A 25665-nucleotide genomic window follows, 5' to 3' on the forward strand; every position below is an offset into this window, starting at 1 on the left:
AATTTGTAGCCGTAACTCTCAATTGAGTATAATTGCCTATTATCCTAATAACATTAAACCTATGAATTTCCCAAAAAACCTAAGAAGCTTACTGCTACTTGGAATGATAGCGAGCGTAGGTTTCTGGAGCTGTAATTCTCGCTCTGGCAAACCAAAAGTGCTCGTCTTTAGCAAAACCGCAGGTTACTATCATGCCTCTATTCCCCAAGGTGTCGCAGCTATCCAAAAACTAGGAGCTGAAAATGAATTTGAGGTGGATACGACTACTCAGTCGGATATGTTCACTGAAGAAAATTTAGCGCAATATTCAGCCGTTATCTTTTTAAGCACGACCGGAGATGTATTGAATAACTACCAAGAAGCCGATTTCGAACGATACATTCAGGCAGGAGGAGGTTTCGTGGGTATCCATGCAGCTGCGGATACAGAATACGATTGGGGCTGGTATGCTCGTTTAGTTGGTGGAAACTTCGCTGACCATCCTGGTATCAATGATCCAAATCCAAACGTTCAACCGGGCGAAATCACCGTGGTGGACGAAAGTCATTCTTCTACTTCGTTTCTCCCAAGCCCTTGGTCAAGAACTGACGAATGGTACAGCTATAAAAACATGAATCCTGAGGTCAATGTGCTTTTGACACTGGATGAAGCCTCTTATAAAGGTGGAATGGATATGGGTGAGCATCCTATCGCCTGGTATCACGATTATGATGGAGGGAGAGCCTGGTACACTGGAGGCGGCCATACAGATGAATCTTATTCAGAAGAACTTTACCTAAAGCATGTACTGGCAGGCATTGAGTATGCGATTGGCAATAATTCCGAATTGGATTACTCGAAGGCTAAAAGTAAAAGAGTACCAGAGGAAAATAGGTTTACCAAAACTTCGCTGGTAGGTGCAGAATTCACAGAGCCTACTGAAATGACCATTCTTCCAAATTTGGATATACTTGTAGCGCAAAGAAGAGGAGAGATTTTGTTTTTTAACCACGAGACAGAAGAACTTACTGAAGTGGCAAAATTTGACGTTTACTGGAAAACTGATGTAAGGGGAGTTAATGCTGAAGAAGGCTTAATGGGAATTCAAAAAGACCCCAATTATGCTGAAAATGGATATGTGTTTGTTTACTATTCCCCTTCAGGAGACGAAGAAATCAATAGACTTTCCAGATTTACTTTCAAAAATAATACCTGGGACATGAGCTCTGAGGTAGTAATAATGGATATTCACTCGGATCGAGATATCTGTTGTCATACTGGAGGTTCTATAGCTTTTGATAAAGAAGGCAACTTATACCTTTCTTTAGGAGACAACTCCACTCCTTTCAATCAGCCTGATTCTGAGTTCAAAAACAATGGTTTCGCACCTTTAGATCAAAGGCCTGGTTTTGAGCAATATGATGCGAGAAGATCTTCCGGCGATGCCAATGACCTGAGAGGTAAGATCCTTCGGATCAAAGTAAATGAAGATGGTTCTTATGACATTCCAGAAGGAAACTTATATCCTGTTGGAACTGAAGGAACCAGACCTGAGATCTACGTCCAAGGAAACAGAAACCCATACAGAATCTCCATAGATCAGAAAAACGGCTACTTATACTGGGGGGAAGTTGGCCCAGATGCCAATGAAGACATGTTCGAAACACGTGGTCCTAGAGGCTATGATGAAGTAAACCAAGCCAGAGAAGCAGGTAATTTCGGTTGGCCATACTTCGTGGGAAACAACTATCCTTACCGGGAATATGACTACGTAACTGGGGAATCAGGAGCTGCTTTTGATCCCAAGGAACCTATTAATACATCTGTAAATAATACAGGCAGAAAGAATTTACCTGCTTTGGCGCCTGCCTTTATTTGGTATCCATATGGAGAATCTGAAGAGTTTCCACAGTTAGGGACAGGAGGACGAAACGCAATGGCTGGACCTGTTTACTATGCTGACATGTACAGTGCGGACACTAAGTTTCCAGACTACTATGATTCCAAGGTATTTATTTACGATTGGATCAGAGGATGGATCAAAGCGGTAACCCTGAAGGAAAATGGAGATTATGATAAAATGGAAGCTTTCATGCCTAGCACCAAATTCAACTCCATTATCGATATGGAAATGGGGCCTGACGGAAGGATATATATCCTAGAATATGGAAATGGCTGGTTCGCTAAAAATCCAGATTCAGGGCTTTCAAGAATTGACTTTAATGGAGGAAACCGAGCTCCTATTGTAACTCAAATTTCCGCTGACAAAACCTCAGGAACGAATCCTCTAACCGTCACTTTCACCACCGAAGCTTCTGATCCTGAAAATGATCCGTTGACCTATGTGTGGGATTTAGGAAATGGGGAAACCAAAACCACCGATGTACCCACGCTTACGCATACTTTTGGGACCATAGGTGAGTACGAGATAAAAGTAACCGCAAAAGATCCTGCTGGTTTGACGGGTAACAGTGGAATCCAAAGCATTTACTCAGGAAATATTGCTCCAGAAGTATCCATCACTCTAGAAGGTAACCAGTCTTTCTATTTCCCTGGAAAAAAAGTAGGCTATAGCGTAACCGTGAAAGATGCTGATAATCCAGAGGCAGCTTCAGACATGAGTACGCTGTATGTATCTGCAGATTATATAGAAGGATTAGATCAGGCAGAATCTGATATGGGGCACAAAGTCATGACTGAAGCGATGATGGGTAAATCACTCTTCACCACCTTGACATGCAAAACCTGTCACAAAGAAGCTGAGGCATCTGTGGGTCCTGCATACATTGATGTGGCTAAAAAATACAATCAACGAGATGCCGATTACCTAAAGAATAAAATCAAAAATGGAGGCGGAGGAGTCTGGGGTGAAGTAGCTATGCCTGCAAATCCGGATATGAAAGACTCTGACTTGAATGCATTGGTAGCATACATTCTTTCCTTAGACCAAGTGACGACACCTTCTCTTCCTGCTTCTGGAACGGTGGACCCTACCGCAGGCAAAGAGCCAACAGCAACAGGAGTATTGATGCTGAGTGCATCTTATACTGATCAAGGGGGAGAAAACATTAAACCTCTTTCAGGTTCTTCTACCCTATTTCTGAAGAGCAATACGATAGATTTGGGTAAAGCCGAAGAACTAATGGGTGGATATGCTGTCAGTAGTTATGAAGGAGCAAACTTCCTAACTGTTCCTAAAGAAGATGGCTCAGCTCTTATCAGCACAGTAGATTTGACTGATGTTGGCTCGGTCACCCTGAGCACCTTTACAATAGGACCGCTAACTGGCACTTATGATTTTGAACTCAGGCTAGACAGTCCATCTGGAGATTTAGTAGGAGAAGGTACCTTCAGCCCAACAGCCTCCACCGGCCGAGCGCCAAACCAAGGATCGCTGACTATTCCATTCACTGGAAGTGCAGATGGAAAAATGCACAAGGTGTATTTGGTTTCTAAACCAAAAAACTCTGGCGATGAAGGAAGGTTTGTAATTCGATCTTTCACTTTCAACGCAAAATAATACCAATCTTAATGCATAAAAAAAGCCATTCCTATTCACGGGAATGGCTTTTTTTATTAGGATTTAGCTTGTAAAAAACATATCCTACTCAGGTAATCTTACTCTGAAAAAGCACACTGGTTGTCGGCCGTTTGCCAAATCACCTCATTATCTTCAAGATCATCAAAGCCGATTTCATTGGTTAAAGTTTTTCCCTCACAATCATACAGTATCAATGCCCAACTGCAATTGGGGCAGCAAGATCCCAAATAAAATACTCGCTTTCCTTTATATTTTGCTTTTGCTATATAAGCAAACTCTGAAAGCCCTCCACTAGATGCATTCTCAGCCATTTGTTTTAGCCAGGGCAAGTTTTCAATAGGATCCGAAACCCCACAAGCCATGGCAGGATCTTCGTTTTCCGTGCAGGAAACGCTAATTAACAGGCAACATAAGAAAATCGGGTAAATTAACTTTTTCATACAAGTAGGTTTAGTGAAAAAAGAAGTTAAACCCATGACGAAACGAATAAACCGAACGCTACCTTTCGGTTCATTTCATCGGTGAAAAAGGCAAGGTTTTGAAGAACACAGCATCTACATTTTCAACGATCTTCCCATCAGCTTCAGACATTTCCTTTGCTTTTATCCAAGCTGGATCTTTAGCGAAATTTTGAAAATTAGCTTCAAAAGAAGCTTGATTTCTGTCACCCAATAGATAAACCAATTTAGGTTGGCTTCCATCCTTTTCGACTGTAATCCAATAAGGATAGTTTTTCAAGCCCTGCTCCGCAAACAATTCCTGCGTGTGGTCTTTGAATCTAGTTATCAAATTATCAAGTCTCCCATCGAAGCAAGTGTAGATTCTCATCTGAAAAATCCCGCTGGCCTGTGGAATTGGTGTCTCATTCAACCCAGGAGCAAGTTTCATAAAAGTTTGATCTATGCTTTTCACCAAAGCTCCATTTACCCTGGATTCTTCATAGGCCTTTTTCCATTCAGGGTCGTTCAAAAATCTCCCCCACATCACATCTCTTGACTTCTCATCTGGATAGCCAAGTATATAAGTCAGTGAATTATCTTCATTATTGACAGGTAGAAAATAGGCGATATTTTCCATCCCACTTTTCTCGAAAAGCGAAAGCGTATGATCTTGAAAACGCTTGATCAGATCTGGAAGCTTTCCTTCATTGGCATAATACTTTCTAATTTCGAAGTAAGTCGAAGTATCACTCAACTTTTGCGCATAGCCTGCGAAGGCAAAAAGCATTGCAATCATACTGAAGATAATTTTTTTCATGAGTAGTGGGTTTTTAGGGCAATATAAAAGCCATGTTTTCCGGCTAATTCCTTTGATATTTTAGCAATGGTAGAAGATAAAGTCTATTTCTCCCATGCCTTCCAGATTGCCGGAAACAACGCAACTAGGATAATTAATAAACCAAAAGTCTCCCTTGATTCTTCCATGGACTGAGTTTTCATACTTAAATTATGCTGCTTCACTTCTTCAGAAATCCAACCTCCCACATCTCCTTGCCAGTAATAGATAGCACCAAGGACACAAGCTATTGCAAGAATAGTCAATGGAATTTTGGGGAAAATACCGCGTACACCCAACAGACAGAATATAATTGCTACACCATAAATACTCACCCAGATTTCAGGGTCGGGGTCGTTGAACTGCCAAAAAGCAAAAAGCGCGAATATGAAAATCCAGATGCCAAAATAGATTTTGTTAAACTTCATAATATTTCAAGGGTTTGTCCAAAACTACATAAAACGGAGAATTTTATTAACCTTAAAATACTAAAAACTATGGAAGCCTAGCTGAGTAAGGTGAAAAGTGATTTTCTATACTACTGGAATGCTTGAAATATCCAAAATCACCCAATATGCTTAAGAAAGAAAATCCTGAAAAAGTAATAAACCAGTAAAACAAAAAGGGAAACCCTCTTGCGAACGCTTCCCTCTCTCTTATAACCAACCTTAGTTAGCTTTAAGAGCCAAGCTACAGTTAAAAGACTTTTTCTCCAGTTACCCGGATTTTTAATACCGATCTACTAACTCCGTCTTCTTCACCTTTCGGTTTTGAAGATTTCAATAAACACTTTTGTGGAAAACCATCTCAGACAAAATCCCTAAGGACGCTGACCTTTCATGTTAATTGTGAGTTTTCAATCTTTATCCGAGATCGTATTCTCGGTCTTTTTATCTCTTACTTGGTTTAATAAATATCTCCTTAAATTAGCCTAATCGCAAAGATTCAGACACTTAGTTTCCCACTATCTTTCCACCAAATAATCTTCTAAACAAACAGACTTATCAACCATAATTATATGGTTATCAACTTTTTAATCACATTTTTACGAGATACTGCTTAATTCTCCCAATAGCTTCTCCTTATTTCAACCTGATTCGCATTAGAAACGCATCTGCAGTCATGTATAAATATTTCTCCTCACTGTCAAAAGCGCAATTAGCTGTGCCTTGCCCGGTCTTTATAGTACCCAAATGTTTTCCCTCTGCACTGATCACCCAAATCCCACCTGGACCCGAAGCGAACAATGTCCCTGAACTATGAACTGTCAAGCCATCTGGTAATCCAGGATTTTCTCTACCTATACTTGATGTAGCATCCATTAAAACCTTCCCTCCTATTACATCACCATTTTCATCCAAATCAAAAGCATAATATCTCGCTTTTTCAAAATCAGATTGTGCGATGTATAAGGTTTTCTCATCAGGACTCAACCCTATACCGTTTGGCCGGCTCAGTGAATCCACAAGCAAGTTTAAATTCCCATCAGGATCTAGCCTATACACACCCTGAAAATCCAACTCCTTGGTGTTCCAAGGATCCAAACCATAGGGAGGATCATTGAAAAACAGCTGTCCTGATTTATTGAATACTAAATCATTTGGGCTATTGAGCATTTTCCCTTCGTAATCGGAAACTAAAGAAATAAAATCAGCTTTAGGGCTTGAAAGGGAAGCATTCATCTTTGCTATTTGTCGCTCTCCATGCTGGCAAAGTATTAGCTCTCCATTTGCATTCAATGCTAAGCCATTGGATCCTGGTTCTTTCTTATTGGTCTCAGTTCCCAAATATCCAGAAGGCTCCAAGAATAAGCTTAAACTATCTTGCTCCGTCCACTTCCATATTTTATTGGTTGGCACATCTGAGAAGATTAATGCCTTTTGATCTTCCAGCCAGAGTGGCCCCTCAGACCATTCAAAACCAGAGGCGATTACTTCGATCTTGGCATCTTCAGATAGGAATTCATTTAGATCCGTGTCCAATCTTTCAATGGAGCCAACAGCTTGATAATTGAAGTCATCCACTTCATTAGTGGTTGAAGTTTTGGGATTAGAACATCCCGAGATTAGGATAAGGAGCAATAGGAAATTTGAATTTTTCATTTGTATCAAAGTATAGATTACAATAGGGTTATACTAAAAGGAAAATACATCAAAAGGACTTTAAAAAATCATCAGACCGATTCTTCATCAAAAATCCACTCTTTACGAGTTTTATGGCTTGAATGATTGAGCAAAGCAAGTGAAGGTGAATCTTGGCCATTTCTCTTTCAAAACAAATTAATTTTCAGACTTCCGCTCGGATGGCAATAAACCGAAAATTGGGTTTGAGCTGTGTGATGAATTCATCAAACCTTCCAACTCCTTCACCTTTTCTGGATTTTCAGCAGCAATATTATTCTCCTCCCCAATATCAATACTTAAATCATAAAGCTCAATGGTAGGCTCACCCCCACCAAAAACATGGAGTTTTATAGCTTTCCACTTTCCTTGTCTTACAGCCTGTTTACCTCCTTGCTCATGAAATTCCCAGTATAAATGCTCATGCTCTTTCTGTTCATTTTCTCCAAAAAGTGCTGGCAAAAACGAAATTCCGTCAATATCCTGAGGGATCGTAGCTCCTGCTACATCTGCAAAAGTTGGTAGCAAATCCCAAAATGCGGAAATGTGATCACTCTTAGTTCCTGCTTTGATTTTACCTGGCCACCAAGCGATCATTGGCGTTCTAACTCCACCTTCGTACAAATCTCTTTTATATCCTCGAAATGGCCCATTACTATCAAAAAAGTCAGGATCCGCACCACCTTCCTGATGTGCACCATTGTCAGATGCAAAGATTATCAAGGTATTTTCTTTCAACCCCAATTCATCAAGTTTAGCTAGTACTTCTCCAACGTAAATATCTATTCGCTCCACCATGGCTGCAAAGGTCGCATGGGGATAAGGTTGTGATTGGTAGGCTGAGATATTTACATCAGGGCCATATTCTGAACCTTCCCGTACTGGGAAAGCCTTTTCCTCACCGAATTTTTCTCTATACTTTTGAAATACTGCATCATCAGGAGCCGCTAATTCTGCATGCGGCATTACGATTGGCATGTATAGGAAAAAGGGATCATCCTTATTCTTTTCTATGAAAGAAATAGTCTCTTTTTGGATCAGGTCTGGCGCATAAACCGCTTTCTCTTCCCATCCATTTCCTTCGAGAATCACTTTTTCGTCATTGTGCCACACATGAGCTGGATAGTAACGATGGGCATAACGCTGGCAGTTGTAGCCATAAAACTGATCAAACCCCTGATGGCTCGGATCACCTGTGGTACCAATGAAACCTAGGCCCCATTTTCCAAAAGCTCCGGTCGTATAGCCAGCACTTTGCATCACTTTGGCTATTGAAAGAAGAGAATCTGGCATTGGATACTGGCCTTCTGGTTGAACTTCTCGATTGCCTCGAATGGGCGTGTGACCGGTATGCAACCCTGTCAAAAACGATGACCTAGAAGGTGCACAGACCGTGGCTCCAGAGTAATGATTGGTGAAAAACATCCCTTCTTTCGCGAGACGATCAATGTTGGGAGTTTCTATGTATTGCTGTCCCAAAAACCCAAGATCTCCATACCCTAAATCATCCGCGAGAATAAAAATGATATTAGTCTTTTTCTCTTCTTCTATTACTTTCGTCTGATTTGGACTGGTACTGCAGCTGCAAAAAGCAAAGAAAACAGAAAGCAACAGGGAGGTTAAAGGGAGATTCTGGGTTTTTATCATGCCCCAAGATAATAAGAAATGGTTCTGACTAAAATAAGTAGCTGTATGATTTTGCTCCTCGTTCCTGTACCAGTTTATTGCGAATCATCAGGGTTCTATATGCCTCTAAAGGCTCGGCAACTCCACCCGAGCGAAGCCTCGCTTCGCATACCAAAGGTCTCACATCAGTCAGATACGCCATTTGCAAAATTTCTTGAGCTTCGGAGCTTTGTCCATTCTGCTGACACTCATTGAGCTTTTCCCGGTCCACCAGCAATGCTTTAGCATATGCTTTAGTAATAGCTTCCAATGCTTGAATCAAATCGACTAAAGGATCCTGAGTATTGTAGCTGGCATCGATCATCCAGGAAATACTTTCCCAGGCCTGAGCACCATCTTGGGCTCCTCCGATAAGCTCGTTAAAAATCAGAAAAAGTTGATATGGTTTGATACTACTTGGGTTCAAATCATCTTCTCCGTACTTACTATCGTTGAAATGAAAGCCTCCTAGGAGGTTTTGATACATCAGCGTAGCTACTATCTGTTCTATGTTTGTTTTAGGCAGGTGATATCCTAGATCTACAAGCGCTTTGGCTCTTGACCCTAACCGTTTTGCAAGCATACAGGAAGTGCCCCAGTCAGGAACCACCGTATGGTAGCAATTAGGCTCATAGGGTTTGTACTCAAGCATCAAATCCCAATCCAAAGGCATGAATTCATATATTTCACGAAGTGACTCCTCAGTCCAGCCTAGGGTATTTCTGAAATTTGACTGACCTGGAAAATTACTTCCATCAGCCATCCAGACGGTTAATCCTTTACTTCCAAGTTTTTTACCTATGCTAATCACCTCCTCATTATGAGCGATAGCTTCTTGTCGGATAGCTTTATCAGGATTTCCTAAAGATCCTAAATTGGCATATTTCTGCTTGTTTTCATCTTGAGAACTAGTACTATTCATTGAATCAAATACGAGATCCAGATCAGCAGCTAACTCTTTAGTCTCCATATAATCCTCAGGCATATCCCAAGGGATATAAACAGAAATAGAATTAGTCTTTCTGGTCAATTGTTGCAAAAGACCGACATCTTCTAGTTTTTCATTTAGATTTCTAGGCTCTCCTCCTGTTCTATGCATTTTTGCACCTGCCCTACCATTTCCCAATGCAGCACTTGGAATGGCGATCTGAAACCCTTGAATCTTACGTATGATGTCATCAAAATCCAATCGCTGATTTGAGAGTCTAACTCTCAACAGATCTAGTGATCTGTAATGAAAATTATTGGTAGAAAATGATGCTAGTTGATCCTCAGTTATTTTCATAGAATAGGCGGTACTGTAACTTTTTTACTCATTTTGTTCAAAAACAGGCCAAAAATCAGGCATATAGATGCTTCAAAAACCTTCCGAATTGGATTGAGAAATGATGTGATTTAGAATTCAATTTTTCTCTGAAAACTGGTAAAAAGCTGATTCTCATTTCCTTTTTAACTACTCTTTCATTAACTAAATCATCCTAAATCAGCAGAAATCAGCTTTTTAGAGAAATTAAGACCTTATTAATTGAGCATTCTCACATCAGATTTATTTGGAGAAAAATCATTGAAATCCATTCCTAATCAATGAAAGCATTGGCGATTGTTATATTCACTAGTCATCAAATTGGTCGCCAAAAAAAAGGTTAATTGAAACAATTTCTCACCAATGAAATAAGCATTAAACCACAAAAGTCTAGAAGTTGAAAAAGAATTGAGTCAAAGTTTTACCTGCAATCCGGCCCCGTGATCTTTATGGATTTTGGATTATACTTTTTAGATTACAGTCATAAAAATATAACTGTAGGTAGTAGCAAAACTTTAGAATTAAATAGTACAAATAGAAAATCAAATACTATAGACCTAGTCAGATTCTTTCAATCAAAATTTAATTCTGACTTTTAGTAGTCTAAAGAATAAATATCTAACAGAATGATGTTTTGCACAATATAGTAGCAATAAAACTCAAAATAAATAGTATTAAGCTTTAGGTATTCAAGACAGCACAGGATACCTGAGGCAAACTTTTCACCCATATTCACTTTCAGAACAATCTGCTAAACGCAATGAGCATAACAACAAAAAACTTTAAGCATGTAAGTTACCTCTGGGATGATGCCGTAGCATCTAAACTTGAGGGAAATGAAGTTGACCTTCTAATTTATCGATCAAATATCCTTGGAGCTGATCTGAGAATCACCAATTACGGAGGTGGAAATACCAGCTGTAAAACTTACGAAGCAGATCCGCTTACCAACGAAAAGGTAGAGGTAATGTGGGTCAAAGGCTCAGGTGGCGATATCGGGACTTTAACTAAAGCTGGTTTGGCTGGACTTTATGTAGACAAGCTGCGTGCTTTGAAAGGTATATATAGAGGGCTGGAATTTGAAGATGAGATGGTCGAACTATTCAACCATTGTATCTATGATCTCAAATCCAAAGCTCCTTCCATTGATACCCCGCTGCATGCATTCCTTCCATTCAAGCATATAGATCACCTTCATCCTGATGCAGCGATTGCAATTGCTGCTGCCAAAGATGGAGAGCAGATCACTAAAGATCTTTGGGATGGTCAAATCGCTTGGGTACCTTGGCAAAAACCAGGTTTTGATTTGGGCTTACAATTGAAACAGGCGCTTGATGAAAACCCTGGGATCCGAGGAATTATGCTTGGTGGACACGGACTTTTCACGTGGGCAGATACTGCTTTCGAATGCTATATCAATAGTTTGGAAGTAATCGAAACTGCTTCGGAATACTTAGCACAGAATTATGGCAAAACCCGTCCAGTTTTCGGAGGAGAAAAAGTAAAATCTCTTGCTCCAGACCAGAGAAAAAGTCAAGCAGCTAAGCTTGCACCCTTGCTGAGAGGTCTTGCATCTTCTGAAAATCTAATGGTGGGCACCTTCACTGATGCTCCAGAAGTACTTCAGTTTATCAACAGCAATGATCTAAGCAAACTAGCTCCGATGGGTACAAGTTGTCCAGATCACTTTTTGAGAACAAAGATTTCCCCTTTGGTTCTTGATATTCCAGCTGACAAGGATCTGTCTGACCTATCGGCGTTGAAAGAACAAATCAGTCTCGCGTTTCAGTCATACAGAGAAATGTATGCTGACTACTACGAAAATCATAAGCATTCCAATAGCCCAGCGATGCGGGACCCAAACCCAGTAATCATCATCTGGCCTGGCGTTGGGATGTTTAGCTACGCAAAAAACAAGCAGACAAGTCGCGTTGCTAGTGAGTTCTATATCAATGCAATCAATGTAATGCGTGGTGCTGAGGCAGTTTCTCAATACGTTTCTTTACCACTACAAGAAGCCTTCAATATTGAATATTGGTTACTCGAAGAAGCAAAACTTCAAAGAATGCCTAAGGAGCAACCACTCTCTAGAAAAGTGGCCTTGGTGACGGGCAGTGCAGGAGGAATTGGATTGGCAATTGCAGAAAAATTCATACAGGAAGGGGCTTGCGTCGTGGTCACAGATATTGATGGCGATAGATTAAAAACCACTGGAGATGCACTTTTGAAAAAATACGGAAAAGACGCATTTCTAACTGTGAAGCTAGATGTAACTAATGGTGAAAGCTTGGAAGCAGCGATTGAAGCTACTTGTCTTCAGTTTGGCGGAGTGGACATCATGGTGAATAATGCCGGTATTTCTATAAGCAAATCGTTCGAAGATCACACGGATCAAGATTGGGATAGGTTGAACGACATCTTGGTAATGGGTCAATACCATATCTCAAAAGCTGGAGTAAAAATCATGAAGCTTCAAGGTCATGGTGGAGACATTGTAAACATTGCAAGTAAAAATGGCTTGGTCGCAGGTGCAAAAAATGTGGCTTATGGTACTGCCAAAGCAGCACAATTACACATGTCAAGGCTGATGGCTGCAGAATTAGCTGCAGACAAAATCAAAGTCAACGTGGTAAATCCAGACGCTGTGATCGAAAACTCCAACATCTGGGAAGGTGGCTGGGGCGAAAATCGCGCAAAAGCCTATGGAATTGATGTGAAGGATTTGCCTCAGTTCTATGCTAATCGTACCTTATTAAAAGAAAGTGTAAAGACAAGCGACATCGCAAACGCTGCATTCGTTTTCGTAAGCGGTCAGCTTGGCAAAACAACAGGTAATATGCTGAATGTAGATGGTGGATTAGCCGCTGCATTCCCAAGATAGATTATGAATCAATAAACCTCGATTACCCCTAATACCTCCAAAATAACCCAAAATGCCATGTTAGTCGATAAATCAGAAAAGATCCTAACGGATTCTCGAACTCCTAAGTACATGCAAGTGGTCAATCTAATTCTAGACGATCTAGATAGTGGTAAACTGAAAATCGGCGATAGAATACCTTCTATCAATGAAACCAGTTTCGACTTTTTGCTCTCTAGGGATACTGTAGAAAAAGCCTACAATGAACTGCGAGACCGTGGAATAATCACCTCCGTAAGAGGCAAGGGTTTCTACGTTAATTCGACTAACATGGCTAATAAATTGAAGGTGTTGTTGATTTTCAACAAACTGAGTTCTTATAAGAAAATCATCTACTATTCCATCATAGAGACTTTGGGAAACCAAGCGACGGTGGATCTTCAAATCCACCATTATAACCGCACCATTCTCGAAAACTTATTAGAACGAAACTTGGGTAACTACAACTATTATGTCTTAGCACCGCATTTCTTTGATGAAAACAATCATCCGGAAACCTGCTATGACTTGATTCAGCAGATTCCAAAAGATAAGCTTCTGATCATGGACCGTGATGTTAAGAATCATGAAAATGAATTCCCGGGAGTTTATCAGGATTTTGCCAGAGATATATTCGAAGCACTGGAATCGGGTATCATTCACTTGCGAAAATATTCCAGGTTAATCCTCGTGTTTCCTAAGGGAGACATGTACCCAGTAGAGATTATTGACGGTTTCAAACGTTTCTGTTATTTCCATAACTTCAACAATCTCATCCTAGATGGAATCGATGACGAACCACTTTACGAAGGAGATTCATTTATCGTCTTAGCAGAAACTGACCTTGCCAACATCGTAAAAAAATCTCGGGAACAGCAGTTACAACTTGGTAGCGACATAGGGATTATTTCCTATAATGAGACTCCTCTCAAGGAGATATTGGCAGAGGGAATCACGACTATTTCTACTGACTTTATGCAAATGGGGACTACCATCGCAAACCAGATCCTAGGTGCAGAGGATAAAATCCCTCTGAAAAGTCCATTCAAAATGATCATTCGAAAATCGCTTTGATAGCGTAGCTATGAGTAAAATTCCAGTAACGGCTGTTTTTGATATCGGCAAGACCAATAAAAAGTTCTTTCTTTTTGATGAAAATTTAACCGAAGTCTACAGTTCCTATATTCGTTTAGACGCAATTCCGGATGAAGATAATTTTCCTAGTGAGCCCTTAGCACCACTTGAAGAATGGATGCTGAAGACTTTTAAAGAGGCGTTAAAATCAGAAGAATATCTGATCAGACGACTGAATTTTTCCTGCCACGGAGCTTCATTTGTACACACAGATGAAAACGGAATTCCAGCAACTCCTCTTTATGACTACCTAAAGCCATTTCCAGATGAACTTCTTAGCAGGTTTTATGAAGAGAATGGTGGAAAAATGACCTTCTGCCGAGCTACATCCTCCCCGCCTTTAGCGATGCTAAATTCTGGTCTTCAGCTTTATTTCATCAAGTACGAAAAACCAGATTTCTTCAAGAGAATCAAACACTCATTTCATTTCCCTCAATACTTGAGCTTCTTGTTCACCGGAGAAATGGTGTCTGATTATACCAGTATAGGTTGCCATACTGGACTTTGGGATTATGAAGCAAACGATTACCATGCCTGGGTAGATCGGGAAGAAATCAGAAGATTATTACCTCCAATTGTCCCTGGAAATACGCTTTTGAAGACTAAACCTGAGCTCGGAAATATCCCATGTGGGATAGGTGTACATGATTCATCTGCAGCTTTACTTCCGTATATCAAGCAAGAGATAGAACCATTTGCTCTGCTTTCCACAGGTACTTGGGCTATTTGCCTCAATCCATTCAACAAAACTACACTCACCAAAAAAGAGCTTAAGCGTGACTGCCTACAGTTCCTAAGCATCAAAGGTGACCCGATCAAAATCTCACGACTTTTCATCGGGGAGGAACATAAATATCAGGTAGAGAAGCTGTATGAATACTTCCAAATGCCTTTAGGAACCTACAAGAAACTAAAATTCAACTCTACTCTATTTGAAAAAGTAAGGGACAATAAGTCCAAAAAAGTCCATTTTCAATACTTAAAGCCTGAGGATTATGGGTTAGATCAAGCAAAGGAAAATGATTGGTCATGTTTCTCTGAATTCAATGAAGCCTACTACACGTTTATTCATGAGCTGACAGATTTGCAAACTGCAGCTATCAAACTAGTAACGAAAAATGCTCCTGTCGATAGGCTATTTATTGATGGCGGCTTCAATGCAAATGATATTTTTGTAGAGATGCTTCGGAGAAAATTACCTGAATTAAAGATCATTCCAAGTGACTTCCCTAATGGATCAGCATTAGGAGCAGCCATGCTGGTATCAATGGAATAGATGGTTTAATTTACATCACAATTGAAATCAAGCTATACTCGAGCGGTACAGGAAAGTATGATAATCCATAATTACATCGCGATGTCCTGCGAAAATCAAATTACTCAGTAGATGAAAATAGAATCTCCTCATATTGGCCTGTTTATCCCTTGCTACATTGATCAGTTTTATCCCAATGTCGCAATAGCAACCTTAGAATTGCTGGAAAAACTAGGCTGCAAAGTCACCTATCCTTTAGGTCAAACTTGCTGTGGGCAGCCCATGTCGAATGCAGGATTTGAAGCTGATACTGAGGGGACTACTTCCAAATTTATCCGTGATTTCGCCAGATTTGACTACATAGTTGCTCCCTCAGGAAGCTGTGTTTTGCATGTCAAAGACCATTCGCCTAAGATCAAAAACCTTAAAAAGAATCAGGAACACATACAATCGAATATCCACGAACTCAGCGAGTTTATTACTGATATACTGAAAGTTGACTCGATTCAAGGGAGTTTTCCGCATAAGATTGGATTTCATGCTTCCTGCCATGGACTTCGGGGTTTGAGACTAGCGAGTGATTCAGAGAGAAATGAGTCCGCTTTTAATAAAACACTCCAATTGATGCGCGATCTAAAAGGGATGGAAGTAGTCGAACTCACGAGAAAAGATGAATGCTGTGGATTTGGAGGGACTTTCGCAGTTAGTGAAGAAGCTATTTCAGTACAAATGGGAAAGGATAGACTTGCCGATCACATTGATAAAGGCGTAGAAATTATCGTTGGTGGAGACATGTCCTGTATCATGCATATGCAGGGAATTGCAGCCCGGGAAAACGAATCTATTCAGCTTATGCATTTTGCGGAAATCCTAAACCAAGCCATCTCATGAGTCATCCAGAGAACGCCACAGTATTTCTGAAGGATAAAGCACGTGCAAAATGGCATGATGAGACACTTTGGATAGTTCGTGAAAAACGCGATGCAACTATCCATCAAATCCCTGAGTGGGAGAAGCTTCGGGAATTAGCATCTCAAATAAAAGATCACACACTTTCCAAGCTTGATTTTTATCTAGAAGAGCTGGAGAAAAATGCCACCGCAAACGGGATAAAAGTGCACTGGGCTGAAAATGCTGAAGAACACAATCGGATCGTTGCGAAAATATTAGAGGAGAAAAATTGCAAGGCAATTGTAAAAAGTAAATCTATCCTCACCGAGGAATGTCATTTGAATCCTTATTTGGAAGAACGAGGCATAGAAGTGGTAGATACTGACTTAGGTGAGCGTATTATCCAATTCCTAAAGCAACCGCCAAGTCACATCGTAATGCCTGCTATCCACTTGAAAAAGTCTGATATCTCGGATATTTTTCACGAAAAGCTACACACAGAAAAAGGAAACGTAGATCCAGTTTATTTGACGCACGCAGCCCGTCTTCACTTACGTGAGAAATTCCTCCAAGCCAAAGTGGCCATCACAGGCGTTAATTTCGCGGTAGCAGAAACAGGTGAATTTGTGGTCTGCACCAACGAAGGCAATGCAGATATGGGGGTTCATTTAGCGGATACCCACATCGCTTGCATGGGAATCGAAAAACTTATTCCCAGAAGAAAAGACCTTAGTGTTTTCCTGAGATTATTAGCTAGATCCGCCACTGGCCAATCAATCACAAATTATAATTCGCATTTCAGAAGTCCGTCTCCAGGTAAGGAGCTTCACTTGATCTTGGTCAACAACGGCAGAACAAAGCAACTTGGAAGAGAAAAATTCAGAAATTCCCTCAAATGTATCCGATGTGGAGCCTGCATGAATACTTGCCCGATTTACCGCAGAAGCGGCGGATTTAGCTATGGAAGTACTGTTCCAGGCCCTATTGGCTCCATACTTTCACCAGGGATAGATCTAAAAAAATTCAGCACCCTACCTTTTGCCTCCACACTTTGCGGCAGCTGCTCTGACGTCTGTCCCGTGAAAATCAACATCCACGAGCAACTCTATGAATGGCGTCAAGAAATAACCAAAGCAAACGGATCATCCCTAAAGGGTCTGTCTATGAAAATGGCAAATGGAATTTTCAAGAGTCCACTGGCCTACAGAATCTCTGGCAAAATGATGCGGGCATCTTTGAAGAACTTGCCTGATAGCATTATTTACAACCCATTGAACACCTGGGGAAAAGGCAGAGATCTACCCGATTTACCCGAAGAATCATTTAAAGCTTGGTACAAAAAGAATAGACCATGAGCAGCAAAGAATCCATATTAGCAGCAATAAAAGGACTGAAATTGGAGGAAAAACCTCTGCCAGATATCCCGGATTTTGAGATTGCCTCAGACTTAGTTGATTCATTTAGTCTTTCTCTCAAAGCCAATAAGGGAACCGTCGCGAGCAAAGAAGAAATTGAAAAATTGATATCAGAAACTGAATTTCTGAAAATTTACAGTGCTTCGCCTGTATTTGAACAGTATAGCAACTGCCAAGTACCTGAGCATCCAGCAGATTTTGCTGACTTAGACCTGGCGATTATAGAAGGACAATCTGCATCTGCTGAGAATGCTGCTATTTGGTTGGACGAGAGCAATTTAGCCCTTAGGGCCCTACCCTTTATCGCAGCTCATTTAGTGATTGTGATCAGAAAAGAAAATATCCTCGGAAATATGCACCAAGCGTATGATCGCATAGGGCTGGCAAAGTCTGGGTTTGGAATATTCATAGCTGGGCCATCGAAAACGGCTGATATAGAACAGTCTCTAGTTGTTGGTGCTCATGGTGCCATGAGCCTCCGAGTGGTGATACTCTAAGCAAGCTTTCTAGATAAAGTGAAGCAATTCTTATAGTCCTTGCTGCTGGAATATTTCAATTGAAAATTGATCTTATCCGCAATTCTTTTGCAAAGAGGCAAACCAACTCCGGTTCCTTTTTCTTTCCTCGTACCATATGAAGTTCTAGCCCTGAAATCAAATAAATTCTTTTGATCAGCAGCAGAGATGGTAGCCCCTTGATTACATACTAACCAACTTAATTTATCCTCATTGATCTTAAGTTTGAGGTGAATAGTTGAATTAACCGGTGCAAATTTGATTGCATTATCCATCAAATTTTTTAGAATGATTTTAATCTCGTTGATCTCTAACGAAATATTCTTATCGTCCCCTTCTATTGAAAAATCTATCGTTTGATTTTTCTCCTCTGCCTGCATTGCCATCATATCCTTCATCTCCTTAGTCAATTCACTCAAACTAATCTCATGAAGTTGTATAGGCGTATCTTCTAATTCAGTCATCACCCAACTTAATGTGTTGTTGAGCACCTTATTCAGATGGTAACTTTGCCCTTTCAAATTAAAAAGGATTTGCTCCATTTCTCCTGGTTCAAAAGCATCTTTCTCTACTAGACCTAGCGTAGTGTGAAGCATCCCTATAGGATTTTTCAAGTCATGCGAAAGCAATGCAATGAGCTTGTTTTTCTGATCATTAAGCATCTTCACTTCCTCGAGTGAGCGATCCTGCCTTTCCTTGATCGTGTGAAGCAGTTGACTTTGGTTTCGATAACTTTTAATAAAAAAGTGTAATACTGTAAAAATAAAAGCGCTTATCCACAAAATTGCGAGCGTATGATCAACAAACTGATTCTCTACTCCACTATAAAAATTCTCAACAAGTATATACCCCTTCACTTCACCATAAAAAAGAATGAAAAACATGGATATTGACCCTAAATACCAAGCCAATTTGAGCCATCCCTGAATAAGCAAGGAAGACACAACAAGCATTAAAAAAAAAGCATAAATCGTGGGTCCGTCATTTCCATCATTATATTTAAAATTGATGCAAATAATTACGTGAGCCACTATCAAAAGTATATTGACTATCAGCTGCGACTTCCCATATTTTGAAACTAAGTAATAGGAAAGAATGAATGTAAAGGAAAGCGCGATTTTAGATAAATAAATTACTGGGGACATCCCAAGCATAAAATCAGAAAAACCTAAGATCAATAACAAGAAGAAAGTCAACAGCGAAAATATTTTAGCCATCTGTCTTTGGATATATCCTAGATCAGTGACATTCTCCTCCGAGAGCATTAAACCTTTTGTGATCAGCATAAAAGTGGGTGTAAACAAACTAGATTCGAAAATAATAAACTTTAGCCCCTTACAAAACCTGGGCATTCTTAAACTGTACTTAAAAGTTAAAAATCACATTCAAAAATTTAATTCTAACTAAGTGAATGTAGAGCAATACGATTACCTTCTGAGTCCAGAAAAACACCCATATAACCATATTCAGGAGAAATCATTTTTTTTTCGATTTGCACCTTACCTCCAGCTTTTTCTACTATTCCCAGCACATCAGCTACATCTTCACATGAAAAATAAATAAGCGGACCAGCTAGCTCACTTGATTTGTAAAAATCCTTATGTGAAACTAAGCTACCGCCAGCGCCGCTTCCTTCTGCTTCGCCTGGAAACATTGCCATTTTAAAGTCACCCATATCCATCTTTTGAAGGGTACAATTAAAGACCTTTTGGTAGAAAGAAATTGCTCTATCCATATCATTAACCGGTATTTCAAACCAGCCTACAGTTACATTTTTCATAATAGAGAATTTAAAAGGTTAACTAACTCAAAAAACGTCAATCTAGCTACACGCGGGTCAATTTAATCGGGTAAGTTTTACCCGCATTCCACTGGCACACATAAATATTTTCATCTTGATCGATACACACATCATGACAATGCTTAAAGATAGGCTCGGATTGAACCATCAATTGTAATTCACCATTTCTGTACTCAGGGGCCGTGCCGCCTGGATTAGAAACGACCTTATTTTCTTTATTTAATATAGTCACAAAACCAGAATCAGGGGTTTGCTCCAGATATCGAAGCCTAGACCAACATACTCCCGCATAAAGGTTGTCCCCATGAATCACCGGACGACATACGAAAGCACCTGGTAGGAAAATCGTTTCCACATACTCCCCATCCATAGTAAATCGCTTGAAGGAATTATGTCCCCGAGAAGTACAAAGCAAAGTAGGCGCTTTGCCGCCACGCTGATCTACTGTGATTCCATGAGCTGTACTAAACTGATCATCGCCTGATCCGCTTCCTCCGAATTTTCGGATAAATTTTCCATTTTTATCGTACTGAAGAAAATATTGAGACCCGTATCCATCCGCAACATACAAGTCACCATTTGGCCCTACAGTGGTCTCAGTTGGTACAAAAGACATTTTCTCTGTATAAATCCCTTCTTTAACCGGGGCTGTAATCTCTGAAACCAAAGTGCCTTCAAGTGTAGTCTTTACCACCCTGCCGGCATTATCGGAAATCCATAAATACTCAGCATCTCCTTCATCCACTAAGGTCAGTCCATGGGCGCGGTCCATCCCAAGTGTCCATTCTCTGAGAAATTTGCCTGATTGATCGTATATGATTACATTATTTTTAGGCTCATCAGTGACCATGATCATCCTACCTTTACGATCCATTACCATCTCATGGCAATTATTCACTGGAACTTTGGCTGGGTCCAAAAGGCCCCATTTGGCATCAACTTGATATTTAAAATCACCATGACCAATTACTTGATCTGGTCTACGGGCAATGGATAAAGAAGGTGAAATAGTCATAGCTAGTCCCATCAGGGAGGTATTTTGGATAAACTTTCTTCGATCGGAATTCATAAGTAAGGGTTATGACTGGAATTTAACAATTACTTACGAAAATTGAATAATATTCTATAGTTTAGGTCAAACCCTAACTAAAAAGAAGATGAAAATATATTACAAGCAGCTAATTCTCTTTCTAATTGCATTATTCCCACTAGTACAAATTCAAGCACAGGAAATTGCCCTGCAGCTCTATTCCCTGCGGAATGAAATGAAAATAGACCCGGTGAAATACCATGAGCTTATATCTGAATGGGGCATCTCTGCGCTCGAAGGTGGCAGCACTTATGGAATGACTGATGCTGAATATTCAAAACTACTGGCCGATAATGATCTCAGGATCATTGGCGTAGGTGCAGAATACCTTCAACTCACCAAGGACATACAGCCCATCATAGATCAAGCAAAAAAATATGGCGCTAAATATGCGATCTGCTACTGGATTCCGCATGCGGAAGGACCTATATCTATGGAAGAACTTAAAATAGCTACCGCACTTTTCAATGCTGTAGGAGCAGATTTGAAAAAAGAAGGAATTACTTTTTTGTATCACCCACATGGGTACGAGTTTGCTAAGGATAGAAACAAAGTGAGATTCAATTACATGCTCGAAAATGCTAAAAACTTCGGCTTCAACATGGATGTCTTTTGGGTGAAAATGGGAGGAGGTGACCCTTTGAAGATTATGAAAAAATACCCAGGAAAATTCCCTATCCTCCATCTTAAAGATCGTAGAAAAGGAACTCCAGGCTCCAAAAATGGGCAAGGTGATGTAGAATCAAATGTAATTCTAGGAACTGGTGATATAGACATTGCCGGAATCATCAAGGAAGCCAAAAAGCAAGGAACAGAATACTTGACCATAGAAGATGAAAGCTCCAGATCAGTTACCCAAATCCCAATCAGTGTAGCATTCATCAAGCGAGAACTGGAAAAAAACTAAGGAAATCGAATTCACTCTCATCTCCTCAAGTGCAAGTCTATTTGAGATATTTTCTTCAAACTTGGAGCAATGTTTCAATTTTGCATTTTCTTTACGCTGAATATTTACATTGATTTCAAATGCACGCATGAATTATTATGATGTTGCGGTCATAGGCAGTGGGCCCTCGGGAGCTATGGCAGCCTATTATTTAGCTAAAAAAGAGATTTCTACAGTTATCATTGAAAAAGAAACCTTACCAAGGTATAAGACCTGTGGTGGCGGATTGGTCTTCAGAGGAAGACGCAAATTACCCTTTGATATTTCATCAGTTGTGGAGCGTGAGTTTGACCGGATGAAGGTCTATATGGAAGGTGAGGAAAAAGTTCTCTCTACAGTTCGAGACGTTCCAGTCATCAGCATGGTCATGCGCGATAAGTTTGATAATTTTCTGATCGAAAAAGCCAGAGAAGCAGGAGCAATTCTCAAGCAAGAACATAAGCTAACTTCCATCACTTTTGGTGAAAAACCCATCCTTCACACAAGCCAAGGTGACATTCAAGTAAGGCTAATCATAGCAGCAGACGGGGCCCTCAGCCCTACAGCCAAACTTGCAGGCTGGGAAGAAACCCGCAAACTCATTCCTGCGCTAGAATATGAAGTCGAAGTAAATCCTGCAGATTTTGAGCGGCTTTCCAAAGAAGTGCGCTTTGATATGGATAGCGTTCCCCATGGATACGCATGGAGCTTTCCAAAGGAAAATCACCTATCACTGGGTATCGCTTCTACGCGCAGAAAGAGAATTGACCTAAAAGCTTACTACAAAAAATACCTTGAAAAGCTGGAGATCAAGGAAGTACTGAGCGAAAAAGCCCATGGTTTTCAGATCCCTATTACACCACGTACCGATGGTTTTTACAGGAAAAATGTATTACTGATTGGAGATGCCGCAGGTTTTGCAGATCCAGTGACAGCAGAGGGAATTTCCAATGCACTTTGGAGTGGGGAACTAGCCGCTGAAGCGATTATAGAGTCTAAGCTGAACCCAGAAAAAACAGGAGCATTATATCATCAAAAGCTGGAAAAGGATCTTCTTCCAGAAATCAGTACCTCTCAGACAGCAGCCAAATGGTTCTATAGCTATAGAATCATCCGGAACATGCTCTTAAGAAAATATGGGGACTATGCCATCAACTTCATGACAGATATTTATATCGGTCGTAGAGGTTACCCAAAGGACTTGATGAAAACCATTAAAAACAAAATCAGCGAATCCAAAAGGTCCTTCATGTGATCAGTTTATAAACTCTTTTCATAATATTAGCCAAATTTGATTTAGCTTTCCACAATTATAAATCCAATAACATTTCACTTACTCATGAAAATCAATAAACTCTTTTTATCGGCATTTGCGCTAATTCTCTTCTTCTCAGTTTCCACGACTTCTTTTGCGCAGCTACAAGCTCCTGCTCCTAGCCCTGCAGCTTATGTGTCTCAGAATGTAGGCTTCACCAAAATCAGCATAGACTACTCTGCTCCAGCTGTCAAAGGCAGAAAAGTATTCGGAGAATTAGTGCCATTCGGCTCGACTTGGAGAGCTGGCGCAAACAACCCTACCATCATCGAATTCAGTACTGGAGTGAGTATAGGAGGCAAAAATATCGGACCGGGCAAATATTCCATTTTCATCACGCCGCAGGAATCAGGCGAATGGACTGTTCACTTGAACAGCAAAGGAAATGCAGTCTATGCTTACACCAAGGATGGTAAAATCGATGAAGCGGCAGTAGCAAAAGACGATGCGGTAGCGATCAAAGTAACTCCCGTTCCTGCTCCTGAAACTTTCGAAAGACTGGCTTACTTCATCTCAGCAGAAGACAACAAAGTAGCTACGGTTACCTTCATGTGGGCAGATATGATGCTTTGGTTTGAGGTAGATACCCAAGTGGCTCAAAAAATGGAGCAATTCAAGGGAGTGTTCTAAGTCAAAATCCCTGGTTCAAAGTACTCAAGCCCGAATTTGATTCGGGCTTTTTTTGATTAAGACAATTCTACCTAAGTTGTCATGAGTATTTCCTTAAATTATATGGACTCAGCACATTTAACTTTATCCCACCATGACTAAAAGTTCAACTTGCATTTTCTATCTAATTGCTGGACTTCTGCTCTTCCAATCCTGCAAAACTGATACGAAAGAAATACGCAAACCCAATATTGTCCTCATCGTTTCTGACGATCAAGGATGGGGCGATTTAGGTATAAATGGGAATCCGCAAGTGCAAACCCCAAACATTGATAAACTCGCTCTCAATGGTGTTCAATTCAGCAGGTTTTATGTAAACTCAGTTTGCTCTCCTACCCGAGCAGAAATTCTCACTGGAAGATATCATCCACGTGGCGGAGTTTATTCTACTTCGCGAGGTGGCGAGCGATTGGATTTGGACGAAAAAACAATTGCCGAGATCTTTCAGGCAGGTGGATATAAAACTGCAGCTTTTGGGAAGTGGCATAACGGTTCCCAACCACCCTATCATCCCAATAACAGAGGATTTGAAGAGTATTATGGTTTTGCTTCTGGACATTGGGGCAATTACTTCAGCCCCATGCTTGAGCATAATGGAGAAGTGACTCAAGGAAAAGGCTTCATCATTGACGACCTCACAGATCATGCGATGGACTTCATAGTAGAAAATTCAAATGATCCATTCCTTGTTTACCTGGCTTACAATACTCCGCACAGTCCCATGCAGGTTCCTGATGTCTGGTGGGACAAATACAAAGACGCTCCCATCGATTCAACGCATCGCTATGCTGACAAAGAAAAGATAGACAAAACTCGGGCAGCCTATGCTTTATGCGAAAATCTAGATTGGAATGTTGGCAGAGTCGTAGACAAACTGGATAGCCTAAAGCTTCTGGAAAACACGATCGTCATCTACCTATCTGACAATGGGCCAAACGGTTGGAGATGGAATGATGGACTGAAAGGCATCAAAGGAAGCACAGATGAAGGTGGGGTTCGTTCTCCTTTTATAGTGTATTGGAAGGAGCAACTGAAACCGAAAATCATTTCCCAGATTGCCAGCACGATCGATATTTTGCCCTCGCTGATGGATTTAGCCGGAATCATAAATCCATTTGACAACTCTCTAGACGGAATGAGCTTAAAACCACTGCTTACCGGAGCACCTGAAGAATGGAAAGATCGATACGTCTATAGTCATTGGAGTGGCAATGTCAGCATCCGAAATCAGCAATACATGCTGGATAAGGACAATCAGCTCTTTGATTTAAGTGCCGATCCCGGACAGTTTCATCCGATCGAGCAGCCTTCTGAGGCCATTTTAGCGCCTATAGCTAGAGCCAAAGAAGATTGGATCAATTCAGTATTATCAGAACTTGACCGGAACAGACAGGAAATATTCCCAGTGGGATATAAAGACAGCAAATTTACGCTCTTGCCTGCTAGAGATGGTATTCCGCATGGTGGTATTGAGCGATCCAGTATTCATCCCAACTCATCCTTTTTCACCAATTGGACTTCCACAACCGACAGCCTGACTTGGGATACAGACATTCTAACTTCCGGTAAATATAAAGCCACGGTCTATTACACCTGCAAAGACTCCGCTGTTGGCTCCATCCTACAACTGAGGCAGGGTGATAATGAAGTCAGTACCTCCATCAAAGTATCTCATGATTCAGATTTTCTAAACGTGGATTATGATCGCTCTCCTCGAGATGAATCATACGAAAAAGATTACATGCCTTTGGAAATCGGAATTATACAACTAGACAAAGGACATCATCCAATTATCATGAAGGCTGGTGAAATTAAAGGTTCTGAATTTATAGAGGTTCGGTTGCTTGTTTTGGAGAGGGTTAACTAATTTCCG

20 protein-coding genes are annotated in these 25665 nt (G+C 40.5%); 11 read left to right on the forward strand and 9 right to left on the reverse strand.

Translation table 11 applies throughout. From position 1 onward, the window contains the following. Positions 1 to 61 precede the first annotated feature (61 nt). A complete protein-coding gene (locus tag LV83_RS13410) occupies positions 62 to 3499 on the forward strand; it encodes a ThuA domain-containing protein (RefSeq protein ID WP_111612054.1) in 3438 nt (1145 codons plus the stop codon). A gap of 98 nt (positions 3500 to 3597) precedes the next feature. Here the strand turns inward: LV83_RS13410 and LV83_RS13415 are convergent, their stop codons facing one another. The 6 genes from LV83_RS13415 to LV83_RS13440 form a co-directional block, all read right to left on the reverse strand. Beyond that, on the reverse strand, positions 3598 to 3960 hold the full coding sequence (locus LV83_RS13415) for a hypothetical protein (protein ID WP_111612055.1): 363 nt from the start codon (positions 3958 to 3960) through the stop codon (positions 3598 to 3600). Positions 3961 to 4030: 70 nt separating this feature from the next. Further along, a complete protein-coding gene (locus LV83_RS13420) occupies positions 4031 to 4777 on the reverse strand; it encodes an NIPSNAP family protein (protein WP_111612056.1) in 747 nt (248 codons plus the stop codon). An 83-nt stretch (positions 4778 to 4860) separates the two neighbouring features. Then, positions 4861 to 5223 (reverse strand): transmembrane 220 family protein, encoded by a 363-nt coding sequence (locus LV83_RS13425; RefSeq protein WP_111612057.1) that lies wholly within the window; start codon positions 5221 to 5223, stop codon positions 4861 to 4863. Between the two features lie 654 nt (positions 5224 to 5877). Then, entirely contained in the window at positions 5878 to 6897 is a 1020-nt protein-coding gene (locus tag LV83_RS13430) for an SMP-30/gluconolactonase/LRE family protein (protein ID WP_111612058.1), read from the reverse strand. 177 nt (positions 6898 to 7074) lie between these two features. Further along, positions 7075 to 8562 carry an arylsulfatase gene (locus LV83_RS13435; RefSeq protein WP_111612059.1) on the reverse strand — a complete coding sequence of 496 codons (1488 nt, stop codon included), beginning with the start codon at positions 8560 to 8562 and terminating at the stop codon, positions 7075 to 7077. Between the two features lie 28 nt (positions 8563 to 8590). Further along, positions 8591 to 9865, reverse strand: coding sequence for a sugar isomerase (locus LV83_RS13440; protein WP_111612060.1), 1275 nt, complete (start codon positions 9863 to 9865; stop codon positions 8591 to 8593). A gap of 778 nt (positions 9866 to 10643) precedes the next feature. On the opposite strand from LV83_RS13440, the gene LV83_RS13445 reads away from it, so the two are divergent. The 6 genes from LV83_RS13445 (at position 10644) to LV83_RS13470 (ending at position 17974) form a co-directional block, all read left to right on the forward strand. Next, on the forward strand, positions 10644 to 12764 hold the full coding sequence (locus LV83_RS13445) for a bifunctional aldolase/short-chain dehydrogenase (protein ID WP_111612061.1): 2121 nt from the start codon (positions 10644 to 10646) through the stop codon (positions 12762 to 12764). A gap of 57 nt (positions 12765 to 12821) precedes the next feature. Then, positions 12822 to 13856 (forward strand): GntR family transcriptional regulator, encoded by a 1035-nt coding sequence (locus LV83_RS13450; protein ID WP_111612062.1) that lies wholly within the window; start codon positions 12822 to 12824, stop codon positions 13854 to 13856. 10 nt (positions 13857 to 13866) lie between these two features. After that, positions 13867 to 15192: an FGGY-family carbohydrate kinase gene (locus LV83_RS13455; protein ID WP_111612063.1), complete on the forward strand. Its 1326-nt coding sequence runs from the start codon at positions 13867 to 13869 to the stop codon at positions 15190 to 15192. A gap of 111 nt (positions 15193 to 15303) precedes the next feature. After that, on the forward strand, positions 15304 to 16062 hold the full coding sequence (locus LV83_RS13460) for a (Fe-S)-binding protein (protein ID WP_111612064.1): 759 nt from the start codon (positions 15304 to 15306) through the stop codon (positions 16060 to 16062). Next, entirely contained in the window at positions 16059 to 17417 is a 1359-nt protein-coding gene (locus LV83_RS13465; RefSeq protein WP_111612065.1) for a lactate utilization protein B, read from the forward strand. Before LV83_RS13460 ends, LV83_RS13465 begins: the two co-directional genes overlap by 4 nt. Next, a complete protein-coding gene (locus tag LV83_RS13470) occupies positions 17414 to 17974 on the forward strand; it encodes a LutC/YkgG family protein (RefSeq protein ID WP_111612066.1) in 561 nt (186 codons plus the stop codon). Before LV83_RS13465 ends, LV83_RS13470 begins: the two co-directional genes overlap by 4 nt. On the opposite strand, the gene LV83_RS13475 is transcribed toward LV83_RS13470, so the two are convergent. The 3 genes from LV83_RS13475 to LV83_RS13485 all read right to left on the reverse strand — a co-directional run bounded on the left by LV83_RS13475 (position 17971) and on the right by LV83_RS13485 (position 20862). Then, entirely contained in the window at positions 17971 to 19278 is a 1308-nt protein-coding gene (locus tag LV83_RS13475) for a sensor histidine kinase (RefSeq protein ID WP_158530576.1), read from the reverse strand. The genes LV83_RS13470 and LV83_RS13475 overlap by 4 nt on opposite strands. A 113-nt stretch (positions 19279 to 19391) precedes the next feature. Beyond that, positions 19392 to 19772: a VOC family protein gene (locus LV83_RS13480; RefSeq protein ID WP_111612068.1), complete on the reverse strand. Its 381-nt coding sequence runs from the start codon at positions 19770 to 19772 to the stop codon at positions 19392 to 19394. A 46-nt stretch (positions 19773 to 19818) separates the two neighbouring features. After that, positions 19819 to 20862: a 6-bladed beta-propeller gene (locus tag LV83_RS13485; protein ID WP_111612069.1), complete on the reverse strand. Its 1044-nt coding sequence runs from the start codon at positions 20860 to 20862 to the stop codon at positions 19819 to 19821. Between the two features lie 88 nt (positions 20863 to 20950). Here LV83_RS13485 and LV83_RS13490 point away from each other — a divergent pair, with 88 nt between their 5' ends. The 4 genes from LV83_RS13490 to LV83_RS13505 all read left to right on the forward strand — a co-directional run bounded on the left by LV83_RS13490 (position 20951) and on the right by LV83_RS13505 (position 25659). Next, entirely contained in the window at positions 20951 to 21790 is an 840-nt protein-coding gene (locus LV83_RS13490; protein ID WP_111612070.1) for a sugar phosphate isomerase/epimerase family protein, read from the forward strand. A gap of 127 nt (positions 21791 to 21917) precedes the next feature. Then, complete coding sequence (locus LV83_RS13495) at positions 21918 to 23063, forward strand: geranylgeranyl reductase family protein (protein ID WP_111612071.1); 1146 nt, start codon at positions 21918 to 21920, stop codon at positions 23061 to 23063. 84 nt (positions 23064 to 23147) lie between these two features. After that, a complete protein-coding gene (locus LV83_RS13500) occupies positions 23148 to 23753 on the forward strand; it encodes a DUF2911 domain-containing protein (RefSeq protein ID WP_111612072.1) in 606 nt (201 codons plus the stop codon). A gap of 133 nt (positions 23754 to 23886) precedes the next feature. Beyond that, the gene (locus LV83_RS13505) at positions 23887 to 25659 is read left to right on the forward strand and encodes an arylsulfatase (protein WP_111612073.1); all 1773 of its coding nucleotides are present in this window, start codon (positions 23887 to 23889) and stop codon (positions 25657 to 25659) included. Positions 25660 to 25665: the final 6 nt, after the last annotated feature.

Source organism: Algoriphagus yeomjeoni, from assembly GCF_003259505.1.
GTDB lineage: Bacteria > Bacteroidota > Bacteroidia > Cytophagales > Cyclobacteriaceae > Algoriphagus > Algoriphagus yeomjeoni.

Bases quoted from the DNA above. Each gene is read 5' to 3' on its own strand.
- LV83_RS13445 (WP_111612061.1), top strand. From the start codon at position 10,644: ATGAGCATAACAACAAAAAACTTTAAGCATGTAAGTTACCTCTGGGAT.
- LV83_RS13460 (WP_111612064.1), top strand. From the start codon at position 15,304: ATGAAAATAGAATCTCCTCATATTGGCCTGTTTATCCCTTGCTACATT.
- LV83_RS13410 (WP_111612054.1), top strand. From the start codon at position 62: ATGAATTTCCCAAAAAACCTAAGAAGCTTACTGCTACTTGGAATGATA.
- LV83_RS13480 (WP_111612068.1), bottom strand. From the start codon at position 19,772: ATGAAAAATGTAACTGTAGGCTGGTTTGAAATACCGGTTAATGATATG.
- LV83_RS13415 (WP_111612055.1), bottom strand. From the start codon at position 3,960: ATGAAAAAGTTAATTTACCCGATTTTCTTATGTTGCCTGTTAATTAGC.
- LV83_RS13485 (WP_111612069.1), bottom strand. From the start codon at position 20,862: ATGAATTCCGATCGAAGAAAGTTTATCCAAAATACCTCCCTGATGGGA.
- LV83_RS13470 (WP_111612066.1), top strand. From the start codon at position 17,414: ATGAGCAGCAAAGAATCCATATTAGCAGCAATAAAAGGACTGAAATTG.
- LV83_RS13425 (WP_111612057.1), bottom strand. From the start codon at position 5,223: ATGAAGTTTAACAAAATCTATTTTGGCATCTGGATTTTCATATTCGCG.
- LV83_RS13440 (WP_111612060.1), bottom strand. From the start codon at position 9,865: ATGAAAATAACTGAGGATCAACTAGCATCATTTTCTACCAATAATTTT.
- LV83_RS13490 (WP_111612070.1), top strand. From the start codon at position 20,951: ATGAAAATATATTACAAGCAGCTAATTCTCTTTCTAATTGCATTATTC.
- LV83_RS13495 (WP_111612071.1), top strand. From the start codon at position 21,918: ATGAATTATTATGATGTTGCGGTCATAGGCAGTGGGCCCTCGGGAGCT.
- LV83_RS13465 (WP_111612065.1), top strand. From the start codon at position 16,059: ATGAGTCATCCAGAGAACGCCACAGTATTTCTGAAGGATAAAGCACGT.
- LV83_RS13455 (WP_111612063.1), top strand. From the start codon at position 13,867: ATGAGTAAAATTCCAGTAACGGCTGTTTTTGATATCGGCAAGACCAAT.
- LV83_RS13475 (WP_158530576.1), bottom strand. From the start codon at position 19,278: ATGCTGATCACAAAAGGTTTAATGCTCTCGGAGGAGAATGTCACTGAT.
- LV83_RS13505 (WP_111612073.1), top strand. From the start codon at position 23,887: ATGACTAAAAGTTCAACTTGCATTTTCTATCTAATTGCTGGACTTCTG.
- LV83_RS13450 (WP_111612062.1), top strand. From the start codon at position 12,822: ATGTTAGTCGATAAATCAGAAAAGATCCTAACGGATTCTCGAACTCCT.
- LV83_RS13500 (WP_111612072.1), top strand. From the start codon at position 23,148: ATGAAAATCAATAAACTCTTTTTATCGGCATTTGCGCTAATTCTCTTC.
- LV83_RS13430 (WP_111612058.1), bottom strand. From the start codon at position 6,897: ATGAAAAATTCAAATTTCCTATTGCTCCTTATCCTAATCTCGGGATGT.
- LV83_RS13420 (WP_111612056.1), bottom strand. From the start codon at position 4,777: ATGAAAAAAATTATCTTCAGTATGATTGCAATGCTTTTTGCCTTCGCA.
- LV83_RS13435 (WP_111612059.1), bottom strand. From the start codon at position 8,562: ATGATAAAAACCCAGAATCTCCCTTTAACCTCCCTGTTGCTTTCTGTT.